Here is a 15668-nt window from a genome sequence, read left to right as displayed (position 1 = left end):
GTCAGGCAGTCGGGTCGTACGCGCCGAGTCCGGGCCGGTAGGCCTTGTCGTCCAGGAACTGGTCGAGCCCCTTCTGCCGCCCGGCATCACGGTCGAGGAACTGGGACTGCTCCAACTTCGCGTAGAGGTAGTCCTCGGCCTGCTCCCACGGCATCTCGGCGGCGAGCTTGAACCCGACCTTGGCCGCGCGCAGCACGACCGGGTTCATCGACGCCAGCTTCAGCGCCAGCTCGCGAGTCCGCTCGCGCAGCCGCTCCGCGGGCACCGCCTCGTTGACCAGGCGCATCTCCGCCGCTCTGCGCCCGTCGAAGGTCTCGCCGGTGAGGATGTGGAACAGGGCGTCGCGCTGCCCGACCGTTGCGGCCAGCGCACGGCTGACCACGCCGCCCGGTGGGATGCCCCAGTTCACCTCGGACAGGCCGAACTGCGCGTCCTCGTCGGCGATCGCCAGGTCGCAGGCGACCAGCGGGGTGAACGCGCCGCCGAAGCACCAGCCGTTGACCATCGCCAAGGTCGGCTTGCTCCAGGTCCGCAGGCGTTTCCACTGCCACTCCGCGCTGTCCCGGCGGACCCGGATCTGCACGGCGGGGTCGGGGTTCTCGTCCACCTCGCGGAAGTACTCCCGCAGGTCCATGCCCGAGGAGAAGGACTCGCCCGCGCCGGTGAGCACCAGGACGCGGCAGCGCGGGTCGCCCTCCAGCTCGTCGAGCACGCGCACCATCTCGCGGTTGAGCGTGGGGTTCATGGCGTTGCGCTTGGCCGGGCGGTTCAGGGTGACCCAGGCGATGCCCTCGTCCAGCTCCACCGACACCGTCTCCAGGGACGCGGTCATGGCTACCTCCCAATCATCAGGGAACCTGATGGTTTTCCCATGGGGTGCCCGCCATCGTCAACACCTGGGGGAAGGTGGGTGTCTGTCGTGATCTGGCCCGGAGGTGTCGGATGATCACGAACCTGCTGGTGTCGGCCCTGCTCACGGGGGCGTTGGTCCTCGGGGCGGTTCCAGCGACGACAGCGCCTGTGACCACGGGATCGCGCTGGCGGTGCCGGACGAGAACACGTGGTGGGAGGCCAGGCAGCTGCCGTCGGCCGCGGGGGAGGAATGGCGGGTCGCGATGTGCGCGCAACGCCCACCTCAGCTACAGCGGTGACGACCCCAGCGGGAGTTTTCGCGCGCACCAGGTCGCGGCCTACAAGGCGTTCGTCGCGCTTCCGCCGTGGAGTGCGCACAGGCCGATGGCGGCTCCCCGCGCACCCGACCGGGGACCCACTACAACGGCGTGCCGCACGACAACGCCACGACGACGAAGATCGACTACTTGTTAGTCGACCCGGCAGGGACCACCGCCCGTTGAGGATCACGGCACGGCTGCCCGCGGTCTGCGGGCTCAGCCCATCGCGCGGAGCCCGTCCCTGACCTGCCGCAGGACATCCGCGCTCGGCCGGTTGTCCGCGGGGCAGGCGCCCCGGCGCACCGACACGAGGCCGCCTTCGATCGCGTCCCCGATGATCACCCTGGTCACACCGAGCGGGGCCTTGAGGTAGGCCGACAGTTCGGCGACCGACTGCGGCTTCTGCGCGCACAGCGACCGCACCGCGGCCACGTCCGGGCTCATCGAGGCGGTGACGGGGCGCTTCCCGCTCGCCGACACCATGGTCTCCAGCCGCAGGTCGTACGCGGAGCTGACCCGGCCGTGCGTCCGGAGGTACGGGCGAACGACAGCGTCGTCGTCGGCCCACTCCACGAAGGCGTCGGGCCGGCGCCGGGACACGGGCAGCGGGATGACCACCGTCGCCTCGGCGTCCGGGTGCGGCCTCGGCGCGGGACCGGCGGGGCGCGGCTGGAAGTCGTTGTCCGCCCAGGTCTGGTAGTCCGGCCAGCCGCCGTAGGGCAGAGGCTGGAACCTCGGCGTTCGCGGGCGCCTGTTCCGACCGGTCATGTCCACTCATCTCCATTGCGGCCGAACCGGAACAGCATGGCCGCGACGAGGAACGAGGCCACGGCGGCGGGCACGGCGGGACCGCCGCCGACGATGCCGAGCCCCGCGACCAGCATCGCGGCGAGCGCGGCGGCGGGCAGCCGGACACCGCGCACGGGGAGCGCGGTGATCGGGCTCGGCGCGACAATGCCGGTCAGATGACCGCCGAAGCACCGCGCGGTCGAGCCCGCCCGCTGTTGGACGTAGTGATCTTCGATGGCCATCGGTCGGAATCTAGCGCACCGGCCCACCCCCGCGGGAGCCCTCCGCCGCCGATGTGATGACGCCCGTTGGGCTTTGACCAGGTCATCGCCACCGCGATCCGGGTGAACTCCTCCCGAGGCCGCGCGTGGCTTAGGCATCCTCCTGTCCGCGACGGCGCCGGGCGCATTTTCGGCGACCGATGAATCTCTTCGGTCGCAAATGCGATCCCCATTTCATTCTGCGGAGCCATGATCACTTTTTTGGGCGGACAGAATGGGGTGAGGCCCTCAATTCCATCGAGGACGCCTACCGCGTCGTGAATCATGCGCACGCTGTCCCGGCACGTCGGCTTGCGGGTTCGGTGTCCAGTGCGGATTTCGCTGAGGCCGGGGCGTTGTTGATCGTGGACCAGCTGGAGCCGCTCACGCCAATGGGACGCACGTATATCCGAGAACCCGATCCTTGGTGGACGAGCACGACAGGACATTGTCGCGGTCGGCTGCTGGGCGTTGGCGCTGCGCGAAGGAACGTCATCGCCGAGCTTCGACTCGGTCAGAGGGTTTTCGGTCGTGCTGCTCTGGCGGCGCGCTCGATTTTCGCACGGTGGTTCTCCCAGAAAACGGCGTTCTTCCCGTGCTGAGCGGCGCCGGCCCCGTCGAGTCCCACCGCGCCGTCGAGCTGCTCGCGGAGGATGTCGGCGTGGCCCGCGTGCCGGCTGGTCTCGGTGAGCATGTGGACCAGGATGGCGAACAGCTTCACGTCGGGGCGTGGCCACCACGGCACGTGGCCGGGGGCGTCGATGGCGAGGTCGTTGATCGTCGCGTCGGCGTGGTCCCACACGCGCCGGTACCGCTCGACGATCTCGGCGCGTGTCTCGTGCTCGGTCGCCCACATGTCGGCACCGCGCTCGGACTCGTCGTCCCACCTGGGCAGGGGCTCGGGGAACGGTCGGTCGAAGACCTCGCCGAAGTACCTGGCCTCCCATGTCGACAGGTGCTTGACCAGGCCGAGGAGGTTGGTCCCGGTAGCGGTCAGCGGGCGACGGATGTCGTACTCGGAGAGCCCGTCGAGCTTCGCGAGCATCGCCCCGCGCACCCAGCGCAGGTCGTCGTGCAGATACGTCTTCGCGTAGTCGTCGATCATGCGGTGCGCAGCCTTCCAGTCCCTTGTGGTGGACCCAACCCCAGCCCGGTCGACAACCACCTCACCACACGGTCGCGTCGGCCCACGCAGCGCGAGCGGAGCCGACCTGAGCAAGGTACCGCCCGTACCCCTCCTCATACCGCTCCACATCGCGCCCCGGCGAGACAACGAGCTCGGACCCGGTCCACGCGGCCTCGTCGAACGCCCGGCCCACCACGTCGAAGGCGTTGACCACGACCCCTCGCGCGCCCACCTCCGAGCACCGGGGCAGCCGCAGCTCCCGCCCGAGGACATCGGCGAAGATCTGCAACCACGCGGCACTGCGAGCGCCGCCCCCGGCGACCGCGAGCGACCCGGTCAACCCGGCCGCGTCCAGGCAGTGCCTCGCCGCGTACGCGATGCCCTCGCACACCGCCCGCACCAGGTCGGCCGGAGTGCTCTGCACCGTCAGCCCGCTGAACTGCCCCCGCGCGAACGGATCGACGAACGGGGCTCGTTCGCCGGACGGCGAGAAGTACGGCAGCACCGAAACGCCGTTCGCCCCCGCGCCGGACTCGCCGAGCATGCCCGCGAGCGAGCCCGTGCTCGCGCCGACCAGCCGCAGCGTCCAGTCCAGCGACGCCGTCCCCACCATCGCGGGCATCGCGCGCAGCCACCGGCCAGGAGCCCCCGTCGCCAGGGTCAGGCCGGCGGGGGTGCCGGACGTGTCGGGTGACGCGGTGATCACCTGACACGCCAGCGTGGTCCCGATGATCACCATCCCGTCGCCGGGCGTCACCACTCCGGTTCCCCTGGCGCAGGCGGGCAGGTCGTACGGCCCCGAGACGATCGGTGTCCCCGCCGCGAGCCCGGTCGCCGAAGCACCCGCCGCGTGCAGCTCACCGACCGGCTGGTGAGCGTGGATCGGCGCGAGCAGGCCAGCTCGGTGGGTCAAGCCGAGCGCCGAGAGCGCGACGTCGCTGTAACCGCCGTTGAGGTCGCTGTACGGCATCGACGAGTCCGAGGCATCAGTCGCGCGCAGGCCCGTGAGGTGCTGCAGCACAACGTCTTTGCAGTACCCGGCGGTAGCAGCGCGATCAAGGGTCGAGGGCTCGTGTTCGTCCAAATAGGACATGATCGCCGCTGGGCTTCCGGGGAACTGGATGCTGCCGTTGACCCGGAACACCGCCTCCTCGACCCCTGCGGCGGTCCAGTCCCGGACGGTCTGAGCGGCACGACCGTCCATCCAGGACACCGCGTTGCGCACCGGGACGCCGTCGGCGTCGACCAGCCACAGCCCGTCGCCTTGGCCCGTCACCGCGACGAACTCCGGCTGACCGACGCGGCCGACCAACGCGCTGAGCACTGAGGTCACCGACGCGAGCACCTCTGCGGTGTCCTGTTCGATCCGGCCGGGGGCCGGGTGGATCAGCTTGGTGGGGACGGACTGGACGTCCAGCTGCGTGCCGTCCGCGCCGAACGCGACGGCCTTGGTGATGGATGTGCCGACGTCAACGCCGATGTACACGGTGCACCTCCGTCGCTTCGGGGTTCGAGCAGTTCGCGAGCTCCTCGCCGCGCGCGAAGCGGCCGACCTCGGCCGCCACGATCCGCGCGGCCTTCTCCGCAACGGCCTTCGAGGCACCGGCGATGTGCGGGGTCATCACCACGTTCGGCGCGCTGAGCAGGCCGTCGCCCGCCGGGATCGGCTCGACCGCGTAGGTGTCGAACGCGGCCCCCGCGAGGTGGCCGGACTTCAGCGCCGCCACGGTCGCCGGGTAGTCCAGCAGAGTGCCTCGTGCCGCGTTGACCAGGTACGACCCTGACGGCAGCAGCGCCAGCTCCCGTGCTCCGATCAACCCCCTCGTCTCCTCGGTGACGCGGGCGTGCAGCGTGAGAACCCTGCTGCGGCGCAACAGCTCGTCCAGCTCGGCGACGTGCTCCGCGTCGCCGAGCAGCGTGGGGTCGGCGTACGGGTCGTAGACCATCACCTCGGCGCCGAACGCGGCGAGGACCTTGGCCACCCTGCTGCCGATCGCGCCGAAACCGACGAGGCCGACCGGAGTGCCTTCCAGCTCCAGCCCGCACCTCTCGTAGCGGTAGTAGTCGCCACGCCACTCGCCGGTCGCCGTGTGCGCGTGCGTCTCCGGGACGCGCCGCAACACCGCCAGCATCAACGCGATCGTCATCTCCGCTGTCGCCGTCGCGTTGCGTCCGGGGGCGTGGCAGACCGCGACGCCCGCCTCGGTCGCCGCCGGGATGTTGACGTTGATCGGCCCGCCTCTGCTGACCGCGACCAGCTTGAGGTCGGGGCACTCGCGCAGGACGCGTTCGGTCACCGCGCCCATCTGGGTCACCAGCACGTCGTGCCCGCGCAGCGCGGCGATCATCTCGTCCTCGGTGCCGGTCGCCTCGTCCACCTCGGCGACGCGGCCGAAGGGCACGTCCGGCCACTCGAAGTCCACAGTGGACACCTGGGCGTCCGGGACCTGGTCAAGCACCGCGCGTTCGAGCAACGAGCTGAGCACGAAGTTGTCGCCTGCCGCCAGGACACGAAGGGTCATCGGATGCGCTCCTCGGAACTACGGTCGAAGACATGGCCGCGGTCTACGGGTACGTCGCTCACATGGCTGCCACCAGCCTCGCGATGATGTAGTCACGCGCGTCGTCGTGAGTGGAGGCCACGTAAGCGGCCAGCGCGACCGCGTCCGGCTTCGGCGGATAGGACTTGTTCGGCAGCGCCACCAGCGTCAGCCCGGCGGCGTGCGCCGCCCGCATTCCGTTGCTGGAGTCCTCGATGCCGATCGCGCGCGTGGGGTCGAGACCGAGCCGCCGCGCCGCCTCCAGGTACACGTCCGGTGCGGGCTTGCCGAGCGGAACCTCCTCGCTGGAGCAGATCGCGGTGAACCGATCGGTGAGCCCGTGCTTGGCCAGGACCACCTCGATCACCGCGCGAGCCGCGGAGGAGGCGACCGCGATCCGGGTCCGGTCAGCGACCGCGTGCACCAGGTCGGCGGCACCGGGCAACAACGGCCCCTCGCCCTCGACCACCTTGTCCACCATGAACTTCACGCACTCGGCGCGGATCGTCTCCGCCTGCTCCGGAACCTCGGCGCGGTCGGCGACGTAGGCCGACCACTCCGGGGCGCTCATGCCCTGCACGGTGCTGGTGTCGTGCGCGGTCCACGTGTAGCCGCGCAGCGCGGCGCTGACCGTCCAGCTCTGCTCCCACAGGTGCTCGGTGTCGACGATGACACCGTCCATGTCGAAGATCACGCCGTCGAACACCGTCATGACCCGGCCACCTCGAACGGAACCCGGTGCTCGCGCAGCTCGGCGGCGTGCTCCTCGGAGAGCCCGTCGTCGACGATCACCAGGTCGAAGACCTCCAGCGGGACCACGCGGTGCAACGCGACCCGGCCGAGCTTGCTGTGGTCCAGCAGCAGGTAGCGCCGGGCGGCGGCGTCGAGCATCGCTCGCTTGACCGAGACGATGTGCTGTTCCTGGTGGTACGCCAGGCCACCGGAGGCGGCGGAGGTCGAGACGAACACCGCGTCCACCCGCAGTGCCCCGATCGCCTCGACACAGCCGACGCCGAGGAAGGAGTCGTGGTTGGGGTCGTAGTCCCCGCCGAGCGCGGTCAGTGCGATCCCGGGCGTGCCGGAGAGCACCTTCAAGCCCTCCAGGTAGTTCGTCACCACCCGCAGCGGCGTGATCCCGCCCAGAGTCCTCGCCAGCTCCAGTACGGAGGTGGAGTCGTCGAGCATCACCGACATGCCCGGCTCGACGAGCTCCCTCGCCCTGCGCGCCATGGCCTGCTTCTGCGCTGTCATCGCCTTCTGGCGGTAGAGCACGTTGCTCTCGAACACGCCGGAGGGCAGGGTGGTGACACCGCCGCGGAACTTGCGCACCAGCCCGCGCCGCTCCAGCTCGTCCAGGTCGCGGTGCATCGTCATCAGGCTCACGTCGAAGCGCTCTGCGAGGTCCTGGGCGGTGGCCGTGCCCTCGGCGACCAGCAGCGCGGTGAGCTCGTCGAGCCGGCATTCCCTGCGGCGCGAGAGGTTCTGCTCGCTCATGGAGCGGTCCTCTCCAGCGGCTCGTTCAGCGAGAGCAGCGCGAACTGCCCGCCCCGCACCCGCAGCCGTGCGCCCCGGCAGTTGGCGATGGCCGGGAACACCCGCCGGTACCGCGCGAGCGGGATGCCCAGCACCTCGCACAAGGTCAGCCGCAGCACGGTGCTGTGCGCCACGACCAGCACCTTCCCGCCGGGATGTGCGGCGACGGCGTCGGCCAGCCCTGCCAGGAACCGTCGCACCGCCTCGGCCGGGTGTTCACCGCCGGGCAGGTGGTCGGTGACCGGATCCGCCTCGAACCGCTCGCGCACCCGCGGCGGCATCTCCGCGGCGGTCAGCCCGTCGCACTCGCCGAAGTCCAGCTCCAGCAACCGAGGATCGACCACGGGCGTCAGCCCGGTCCGCGCGCCGACAGCGCCCGCGGTGATCACCGCACGGCTCAGCGACGAGCAGTGCACCGCGTCCAGGCCGGCCCCGGTGGCCCACTCCCCGAGCACCGCGGCCTGCTCCTCGCCGCGCTTGGTGAGCGCGACGTCGGAGCGTCCGGCGTAGCGGTTCTCCTTGTGCCACACGGTTTCCCCGTGCCGGACCACGATCAGCTCGGTCATCGGAGAAGCTCCGCCCGCAGCCGCTGGTAGCTGTCCTCCAACACCTTCCCGACCTCCGCGTCCGGTTCGAAGACCCGTTCCACCCGCACCATCTCCCGCGCGACTTCGGCCGTTGTCATGCCCGATGTGCTCGCCGCGACCAGCACGGCCATGCCGAACGCGGGCTGGGCGACCTCCGGCACCTCCAGGGCACGTCCGAGCACGGCGGCGCGCAGCCGCGTCCACGCCGCGCTGCGCACGGCCCCGCCGGTCACCCGGATCGTCGGCCCGACCGGAGCTCCGAGCGCGGCGAGGTGCTCGAAGCACAGCCGCTCCACGAACGCGACGCCTTGCAAGATCGCGGCGTACCGCTCCAGCTCGTCGCGCGGCTGTCCCACCATGAAACCCTCGGCATCGGGCCGCACGAACGGGAACCGCTCACCCCGTCCGGCCAACGGGTAGCTCACGCAGCCCAGCGCTTGGTCCAGCGGCGCTTTCGCGTCCAGCTCCGCCAGGTCGGCGCCGGGGAACGCGTCGGCCAGCACCCCCGCCCCGGTGCTCGACGCGCCACCTGGCCACCAGTGCGCATCGGGGGAGAGGTGGCTGTAGACGCTGCCGTCCGGATCGACGATCCGGTGTTCGGTGACCCCCTTGACCACCAGGGTCGTCCCCAGCACGGAGTTCCACCCGCCGACATCGAGCGTTCCGGTGGCCAGCTGCGCCGCGCACCCGTCGGTCATGCCCGCGATGATCGGAGTGCCGGTCGGCAGTCCGGTGTGCTCGGCCGCGGCGGCGCACACCTCACCGAGCACCGTGCCCGGACTGACCAGCTCCGGTAGCGCGCCGTCCGGGACATCAAGCGCCGCAAGGACTTCTGGTGGCCAGGACCGGGTGACGGGATCGGCGGCGGACTTGAGCGCGTGACTGGTGTCGGCGGCGACGGGACGCCCGGCGAGCCGCCCGGTCACGAAGTCCGCTTGGTGCAGCACGAGCGAGTCGCCGAGCCCGTGCTCCCGCAGCCAGGCGATCCGCGCCAACGCCCACGAGGGCTGGGGTCGCACGCCGAGCCGGGTCCACACCGCCGGGTCGATCTTGTCCAGCGGGTTGTGGTCCCGCGCGCGCAGGTCGTCGTACATGAGCGCGGGCATGCGCGGTCGGAGGTGTCTGTCGGTGAGCACGAGCGTGCCGGAGGTGGCGCAGGTCGCGACGCCGCGAACGCGGTGCCCCTTCACGGTTTCCAGCGCGGTCCGCACTGCCAGGCCCACGGCTGTCCACCACTGGCCGGGGTCCTGCTCGTGGCGGTCACCGGCGCGATGGCTGGTCAGCGGCGCGTGCCCCTGGCCGTGGAGCGTGCCGGTGGCGTCGCTGACCACGGCGCGGACGCCCTGTGTGCCCAGGTCGATGCCGACCAGGAGGTCCTCCACCGCGTCCTCCGTCCAAGTTGAGATCAGGACTGAGAACTTAACATAGACACATAACAGCTGTGACCGGCCTCTCGTGTCCGTTTGCGGACGCGGCGAGGTCGGTGTTTGCGCCTCCGATTTAGCGCATGAATGAAAGATGGTCATTTTTCGGCTGGTCGCGAATAAATTAGTTCACGATTGCCTGTAGTACCTTGCTTGGTTGGTTGTTTCGACCGAAGAATAGGACGAGAAATGCGAATTCGCTCCGTGTTGACCGCGACCGCGGTGGCTCTCGGCATGGCGGTGCTGCCCGCGGGCGTCGCCGAGGCCGCTGCCAAGACCCCGGCCCAGCAGTGTGCGGCCGTCGGCTCCACCAAGGGCATCTTCATCCAGGCGAAGGGCGGCACCCTCTGTCTGGTGGCGAAGGGGCTGGGCACCTACAAGGTTCGCGGCGCGTACGGCTGTGGCCCCCTCAAGTCCGGTGGCAAGGGCTATGTGCTCCCGGATGGCGGCGGCAAGATCAGTTGCAACGCCTGGGTCAACTTCGCGAACAAGACCGTCGCCTTCGTGGTGCAGTAACCGCCGTCGGGGTCACGCGCTGAATGGGTCATTCGGGGAACTCGACGCCCCGGTGGCTCATGTCGCGCGCAAGAAGGGGGCTCGATATGCGAACTCGTTCTGCGTTGGCCGCGGCCCGGCATGGTTGTGCTGCCCGCCGGTGCCGCTGAGGCAGCGGCAGGATCAGCTGCGGCGGCTGGATCAACTTCGCGCACCAGACCGTGCGCTTCGTGGTGCGGTAACAGCCGCCGCCCCGCTCGGCGGGTCGCCGCCGCACCCCACGAGCGGGGCGGCGGCGACCATCGCTGGATCAGCCTTGCGGCTGGCCGATGTTGACCATCCACGAGACGCCGAAACGGTCCTCGCACGCGCCGTACTCGTCGCCCCACACCTGTTGCTCCAGTGGGACGGAGACCGTGCCGCCTTCGGAGAGCTTGTCCCAGTAGCCGTGCAGCTCCTCGGAGCTGTCGCCGTTGAGGCAGACGGTCACCGTGTTGCCGGGCCGGTGCTCCATGCCGGGCGGGGTGTCCGCGCCCATCAACGTGAAGCCGCTGTCGGTCTCCAGCATGCCGTGCATGATCTTGTCGGCGACGTCGGGAGGGCCGCCGAACTCACCGAAGGTGTTCAGCACCAGGGTGCCGCCGAAGACCTCCCGGTAGAACTCCATCGCCTGCCGGGCGTTGTCGGTGAAGCTGAGGTAGGGGTTGAGGCGGGAGACCACGACATCCTCCTTCTCCTTGACAGGTCCGAATCGTCGCAGACTCCGGACTCCCCGGCAGGAGTTGTCCTCAGCCCGGCCCGCCGGGGAACCGGGGCTCCTCGGTCGGCCGCGGCCGGGCCCGCATGAGCCCGTCGAGCAGCCTCGCGTGGGCCTCGTCCCGGGTGAGCCCCACCAGGTCGATGTAGACGATCTGGGCCAGCAGCCCCGGCGGCGCGCACGGCCGCACCCGCACGGGGACCAGCTTCCGCCGGACGCCCACCGGGTCCTGGCTGTAGGCCGCACCCCACTCCGACTCCGGGAACGGCCGGTCGAAGTAGTCCGGGCTCAGCACCATGATCGTCCGGTCCGCCAGGGTGCCCTGCTGGATCTGGTGCACGAAGTTGTGCCCCGGCCGCATGTCCTGCCGCTGGTTGAGCGTGCGGTACCCGGCCTCCTCCAGCACGTAGCTGATCCAGCTCGCCCACTCCGCGTCCTGCTCGGCGAAACTGATGAAGAAGTCGACCTTGCCTGCCATGGGGGGACGTGTACCGCACGGGCGGCGGGCACGGCAAGATGATCGTCGTGGCCGCCGGGATCGTGATCAGCTGGGTCGAGGCGGACCGCACGTGGGCCGCGTGGATCGCCTACCAGCTCGGCGAACGCGGTTTCCCGGTGCACTGGGAGTACGCGCCCGGCAGCAACCGCGCCTACGAGTACGGCCGGATGCTGCGCGAGGGCTACCGGGTGATCGCCGTCGTCAGCCCGCACAGCCTGGCCGACGAGGTGGCCCAGGGCGACTGGGTGAGCGCCCTGCACCACGACCCGACCGGAGCCGCCCGCCGGGTGGTCCCGGTCCTGGTGGAGCCCTGCGACCCCGGGGTGCTCGCGCCGCTGGTCCCGCTGCGGCTCTACCGGCTCGGCAAGGACGACGCCGCCGACCACCTGCTCGCCGCGCTGGGGATCCTGGACCGGCCGCAGGCGTCCCCGGAGTTCCCCGGGACGGGCACCGCCGAGGACGACAGCCTCCGCGCGGTGGACAGCCTCATCAAGCGGGCGCCGGAGAACGAGCGGCGGTTCCTGGTCTCCTCCGATGACCCGTTGCCCCGGCTGCGGGTGCTCAGCGACCGCGCCAGGGCCGAGGCCGGTCAGGTGACCAGCGGGCCGCGGATCGGCGACCACTTCGGCGCGGGACTCTACGTCCGCCGCGACGTCGAAGCGGGGCTGCTGGACGGGCTGCGCGAAGGAGCGGGCACGCCACGCCTGCTGGTCGGAGAGCCAGGAGCGGGGAAGACGAGCCTGCTGTGGGGGATCGCGACCGGACTGCTCGCCGACAGCGACGGGCGCGAGGTCTTCCTGGTCAAGGCGACCTGGCTGCGCGCCACCCGCGACCAGCCCGCGCTGGTGACCCCCGGCCTGATCGCCTCTGCCGTCGCCCGGTCCTCGCGCGGGTGCACTCTCCTGGTGGACACCGCCGACCTGGTCGTCAACGACGAGGACGGGTACCTCGCCCTGGTCGGCGCGGTCGACGCGGCGGTCGCGGGAGGCGCGTCCGTCGCCGTGACCTCGCGTCCCGCCGAGGCGCAGCTGCTGCCCACGAAGTGGCGGCGCGTGCCTCTGGGGAGCTACAACACCGCCTCCGGCGACGACGCGCCCAGTGAGTTCGAGCGCGCGGTCGCCTCGCACAGCCGCTTCTACTGCGCCAGTGCGGAAAGCGCCCGCGAGATGGCGGCCCGGCTGATCTCCGCGGTCGCGCGCAGGCAGCCGCTGGGCCAGCTGTGCCTGCGGCCGTTGACACTGCGCCTGTTGTTCGAGCTCTACGCGCCGTCCACCGTCGCCGACAACGTCGACGTGACCGGGCTGTACTACGAGTTCTGGCGGGACCGGGTCGTGCGCGACCGGCGGGTGTGGGCGCCGGGGACGCCGATCGCTCACGACGACGACCGCGACCTCGCCCCCACGGTCAGGTCCTTCGCGCTGGCCATGCTGCGCGAAGGCACTCCGGAGATCGCCCTCGGCGGGTCCTTCGATCCCGCCGAGGACGAGAGGATCCACCGCGACGTCGACCTCCTGGTGCAGCGCGGCGTCGGCGAGCGCGTCACCGGTGGCGCAGGCACGGCGTTCAGGTTCTTCCACCAGACCTTCTTCGAGTTCGCTGCCGCCCAAGCCCTGTTGTACGCCAAGGGCGCCGCCGCACTGTCCCTTGTGGAGAGTCGAATTCGCGGCCGGGCCGACGACTACTTCCTGTTGGCCGTCTTCGAGCAGACATGGCTGTGCGCGTGGCGCGACCGCGCCATGGCGGCGACCGCGGGGACCGTCGCGGTGCGCATGCTGGATGAGCTGCTGAAGGAGTTCGAACCGGACTGGACCGGAACGCCGTTGCCGTATGCGTTGCAGCGCACCGTTCTCGCGGTGCTCGCGCAGAGCCCCGACATTCCGGGGACGTGTCGTGACAAGCTCGGCGACGTGCTCGCCGTGGCGAGTCTGCCGGTCGTGCGGGACTGTCTGTCCCTCATGCCGCCACCGTTGCGCACGTGGACCGAGGACGATCTCAGCGTGCTCGCGCGGTGCGCGTCCCGCACGGACGCGGCCTGGGTGACCGTGCTCGACGTCCTTTCCCGTCTCTCCCAACGTGATCCGGCGCTCACGGTGGTGGCGGTTCGCCGCCTCGGCCTTGTCGAGCGGGCCTCCGGCCTTGACAAGCAGGAACTCGCCCGGCGAGCGGACTTGCTCAAGCTGCTGGCCGGTCTGTTGCCGGCCGAGCCGGAGTTCGTCCTCACGGTGCTGCGCGAGCTGGGCAGAGCCGCGGTGCGCCGGGACGCGAACAACTACCTCGCGACCATTCTGCGGCTGGTGGCGGAACGAGCGGAGGACCTGCCCGACACCGATCTGGGCTCGTGGGCGGACAGCGTCGTGGGCCGCGCCGTGAACCGCAAGCAGGCTGTCGTGCTCGCCCACACCGAAGCGCACCGCCTTCGCGCGCTGTGGCTTGCCGCGCGCGGCGGGTGGTCGCTCGTCCTCATCGAGCTGAAGACCGTGCTCGCCACGGTCGCGTGCACCGACCAGGTGCGTGCCGACGACGGAGCGCGGCTCGGCGGCCTCCTGGTCGCGCTGGCGACCGAGGGTCCTTTGTGGACTGCGGACGTGGTGGGCATGCTGTTGCGAGAGCGGGACGAACCACAGCTGCACGCCGAGCTGCATCGGGGATGGCTCGTCGGCTACACGCGCCGTGCGCCCAACAAGATGATCGACATCTGGGCGGACTGGCTGGCGGAGGGGCTGCCGGCCTCCCACCACCGGCCGGACGGGGTGCGGCAACGATGGGCTGACACGATCAGGCGGATCCTGGAACGGGAGGACGTCGACGCCGAGGTCGCCACGGGAACCGCGCAGGACGTGGCTCGCAGGATGGGCGGGGACCAGGTCGCGCTGTGGCTGGACCCGGACATCCTGATGCGGCTGGTGGTGCGCGGCGCCGCCGCGGGGATTCCGGCGGCGCGGAGCGCGGTGGAGCGGATCAGCCAGGGCCGTGACCTCGCACCGCACGCGATCCGCGCCTTCCTCCAGCAGGCGGTGCGCGCCGCCGGGTCCGTCGCGGAGTGGGAGGTGCTCATCGACGTGCTGATCGCGGGCGCCGAACACGCTCACCTGCACCAGTTCCTCGACCAGCACCCCGACCTGCCCGTGAGCGTGCTCCAGTCCCGTGAGCGACTGCTCGGCGAGATGGTCGAAGCAAGCCTGGCATCGCACCGGACGACCGTCCGGTGCGACGGCGGCCGGTTGTTCGCCGAACTTGTGCGGTGCGGCGGACTGAAGCCGCCTCGCTGGAGCTCGCTCGTCCAGTGGCTGGACGAGGCTGCCGACGCGTCAGTGCGCCGATCCCTCGTGCTGGTCATGGCGGTCGGGCTCGACTCCGGTCAGTACTCGCCCACGGCGGTCCGCGACGTGCTCAGGCCGCTGAGCCAGCGAATGTCCGCACGTGGTCCCACCGTGGACGTGCTGGCGGCCCGCTCGCTGCTGGTGGTCGTGCTGGCCAGGTGGGGCGAGCCCGACGACGCCGGGGAACTGCTGCGTGTCGCGTTCCAGGAGCCGGTCGAAGCCGCCGCGCTGGCGAAGGTGTCCAGTTTCGTCCAGCCCGCGCACCGAGGTGGAGCCAGGCGGCCGAAGGTGCGCGGCGTGCCGTTCCTGCTGAAGTTCGGCCGACGCCTCAAGGCGATGTCGCGGCGGGCGCGCAAGGACACCGCCGTGTGGTGGCGCGCGGCCATGAGCGAGGTCATCGGACAGGCCACTGTGGACGAACAGGTGCACGTGCTGCACTCGCTGGCCGAGCTGGACGAGCAGTTCGCCGCGAACATCGTGTTGCAGATGGAGCCGTGGCGCCACGCCGCCGTGCGCCACGAGATGAACGCCTTGGTCGACGATCCGCGAGTGGGGGACCAGCTGCGGCGCAACCTCCGCCTGGTGCTCGCGGAGAAGACCCAGCACCACGCACGGTACGACTGGCCGGAACTGCCTTCGCTGCTCGGTGCGGCGGCGGACCGGCACCAGGATGGAGGAGAGGTTCTCGGTGGCTGACAGCTCGCCCGAAACCGGGTACGCCATGGAGCTCGCGAACGGGTCCTACGAGTGGTATCGCAGCAGGGCGGTCCTGACCCGCCGCGCGCACCGTGTGTCGGAGGTGGTCCTGTTGGTGGTGTCCGCCGCGATCCCGATCTCGGCCGTGCTGTGGTCGACCAACGCGGTCGTGCCCGCCATCCTGGGCGCTGTGATCGTCGTCGTGTCCGGGATGAGAACGGCCTTCCACTGGCACGAGAACTACATCAGGTTCAGTCGCGCGCGGGAGGCGGTGGAGTTCGAGCGCCGCCTGTACCGGACGCGGGCCGCGCCCTACGGCGACGCCGCGACCCGGGACCAGGTGCTCGTCACGGCGGTCTCCAGGATCGAGCACGAAGAGATGGCGGGGTGGGTGACCATCGCGTCCCGGGCACGGAGCGAGGAGCCCACCTCGGAGCCGGGACCGGCTTAAGCCGTGCCCTGCACGTGGC

At 70.8% G+C, this 15668-nt stretch carries 15 protein-coding genes; 3 read left to right on the top strand and 12 right to left on the bottom strand.

Annotated elements, in window-relative coordinates:
• Window position 1 precedes the first annotated feature (1 nt).
• The 10 genes from ACFFQA_RS17085 to ACFFQA_RS17040 all read right to left on the bottom strand — a co-directional run bounded on the left by ACFFQA_RS17085 (window position 2) and on the right by ACFFQA_RS17040 (window position 9389).
• Complete coding sequence (locus ACFFQA_RS17085) at window positions 2-832, bottom strand: p-hydroxycinnamoyl CoA hydratase/lyase (protein WP_377852953.1); 831 nt, start codon at window positions 830-832, stop codon at window positions 2-4.
• 556 nt (window positions 833-1388) lie between these two features.
• Entirely contained in the window at window positions 1389-1940 is a 552-nt protein-coding gene (locus tag ACFFQA_RS17080; protein ID WP_377852952.1) for a DUF742 domain-containing protein, read from the bottom strand.
• Window positions 1937-2203 (bottom strand): hypothetical protein, encoded by a 267-nt coding sequence (locus tag ACFFQA_RS17075; protein ID WP_377852951.1) that lies wholly within the window; start codon window positions 2201-2203, stop codon window positions 1937-1939. The genes ACFFQA_RS17080 and ACFFQA_RS17075 overlap by 4 nt, the downstream gene beginning before the upstream one ends.
• Before the next feature lie 532 nt (window positions 2204-2735).
• The gene (locus ACFFQA_RS17070; protein ID WP_377852950.1) at window positions 2736-3326 is read right to left on the bottom strand and encodes a DinB family protein; all 591 of its coding nucleotides are present in this window, start codon (window positions 3324-3326) and stop codon (window positions 2736-2738) included.
• A 61-nt stretch (window positions 3327-3387) separates the two neighbouring features.
• Window positions 3388-4833 (bottom strand): FGGY family carbohydrate kinase, encoded by a 1446-nt coding sequence (locus ACFFQA_RS17065; RefSeq protein WP_377852949.1) that lies wholly within the window; start codon window positions 4831-4833, stop codon window positions 3388-3390.
• A complete protein-coding gene (locus tag ACFFQA_RS17060; protein WP_377852948.1) occupies window positions 4817-5869 on the bottom strand; it encodes a 2-hydroxyacid dehydrogenase in 1053 nt (350 codons plus the stop codon). Before ACFFQA_RS17060 ends, ACFFQA_RS17065 begins: the two co-directional genes overlap by 17 nt.
• Before the next feature lie 58 nt (window positions 5870-5927).
• On the bottom strand, window positions 5928-6599 hold the full coding sequence (locus ACFFQA_RS17055) for an HAD family hydrolase (protein WP_377852947.1): 672 nt from the start codon (window positions 6597-6599) through the stop codon (window positions 5928-5930).
• Window positions 6596-7381, bottom strand: coding sequence for a DeoR/GlpR family DNA-binding transcription regulator (locus ACFFQA_RS17050; RefSeq protein WP_377852946.1), 786 nt, complete (start codon window positions 7379-7381; stop codon window positions 6596-6598). The genes ACFFQA_RS17055 and ACFFQA_RS17050 overlap by 4 nt, the downstream gene beginning before the upstream one ends.
• Complete coding sequence (locus tag ACFFQA_RS17045) at window positions 7378-7986, bottom strand: histidine phosphatase family protein (RefSeq protein ID WP_377852945.1); 609 nt, start codon at window positions 7984-7986, stop codon at window positions 7378-7380. The genes ACFFQA_RS17050 and ACFFQA_RS17045 overlap by 4 nt, the downstream gene beginning before the upstream one ends.
• Window positions 7983-9389 carry an FGGY-family carbohydrate kinase gene (locus ACFFQA_RS17040; protein ID WP_377852944.1) on the bottom strand — a complete coding sequence of 469 codons (1407 nt, stop codon included), beginning with the start codon at window positions 9387-9389 and terminating at the stop codon, window positions 7983-7985. Before ACFFQA_RS17040 ends, ACFFQA_RS17045 begins: the two co-directional genes overlap by 4 nt.
• Before the next feature lie 231 nt (window positions 9390-9620).
• Here ACFFQA_RS17040 and ACFFQA_RS17035 point away from each other — a divergent pair, with 231 nt between their 5' ends.
• A complete protein-coding gene (locus tag ACFFQA_RS17035) occupies window positions 9621-9947 on the top strand; it encodes a hypothetical protein (RefSeq protein WP_377852943.1) in 327 nt (108 codons plus the stop codon).
• Window positions 9948-10236: 289 nt separating this feature from the next.
• Here ACFFQA_RS17035 and ACFFQA_RS17030 read toward each other — a convergent pair whose 3' ends face one another.
• Together ACFFQA_RS17030 and ACFFQA_RS17025 are read right to left on the bottom strand one after the other, a co-directional pair.
• Window positions 10237-10647, bottom strand: coding sequence for a VOC family protein (locus tag ACFFQA_RS17030; protein WP_377852942.1), 411 nt, complete (start codon window positions 10645-10647; stop codon window positions 10237-10239).
• Window positions 10648-10714: 67 nt separating this feature from the next.
• Window positions 10715-11161: a toll/interleukin-1 receptor domain-containing protein gene (locus ACFFQA_RS17025; RefSeq protein ID WP_377852941.1), complete on the bottom strand. Its 447-nt coding sequence runs from the start codon at window positions 11159-11161 to the stop codon at window positions 10715-10717.
• 8 nt (window positions 11162-11169) lie between these two features.
• On the opposite strand from ACFFQA_RS17025, the gene ACFFQA_RS17020 reads away from it, so the two are divergent.
• Together ACFFQA_RS17020 and ACFFQA_RS17015 are read left to right on the top strand one after the other, a co-directional pair.
• Complete coding sequence (locus ACFFQA_RS17020; protein WP_377852940.1) at window positions 11170-15198, top strand: TIR domain-containing protein; 4029 nt, start codon at window positions 11170-11172, stop codon at window positions 15196-15198.
• On the top strand, window positions 15191-15649 hold the full coding sequence (locus ACFFQA_RS17015) for a DUF4231 domain-containing protein (protein ID WP_377852939.1): 459 nt from the start codon (window positions 15191-15193) through the stop codon (window positions 15647-15649). The genes ACFFQA_RS17020 and ACFFQA_RS17015 overlap by 8 nt, the downstream gene beginning before the upstream one ends.
• Window positions 15650-15668: the final 19 nt, after the last annotated feature.

The sequence above is a fragment of the Allokutzneria oryzae genome (assembly GCF_042429765.1).
In the GTDB taxonomy this organism is placed as follows: Bacteria; Actinomycetota; Actinomycetes; order Mycobacteriales; family Pseudonocardiaceae; genus Allokutzneria; species Allokutzneria oryzae.
This window is presented reverse-complemented; position numbering and strand designations above follow the sequence as displayed.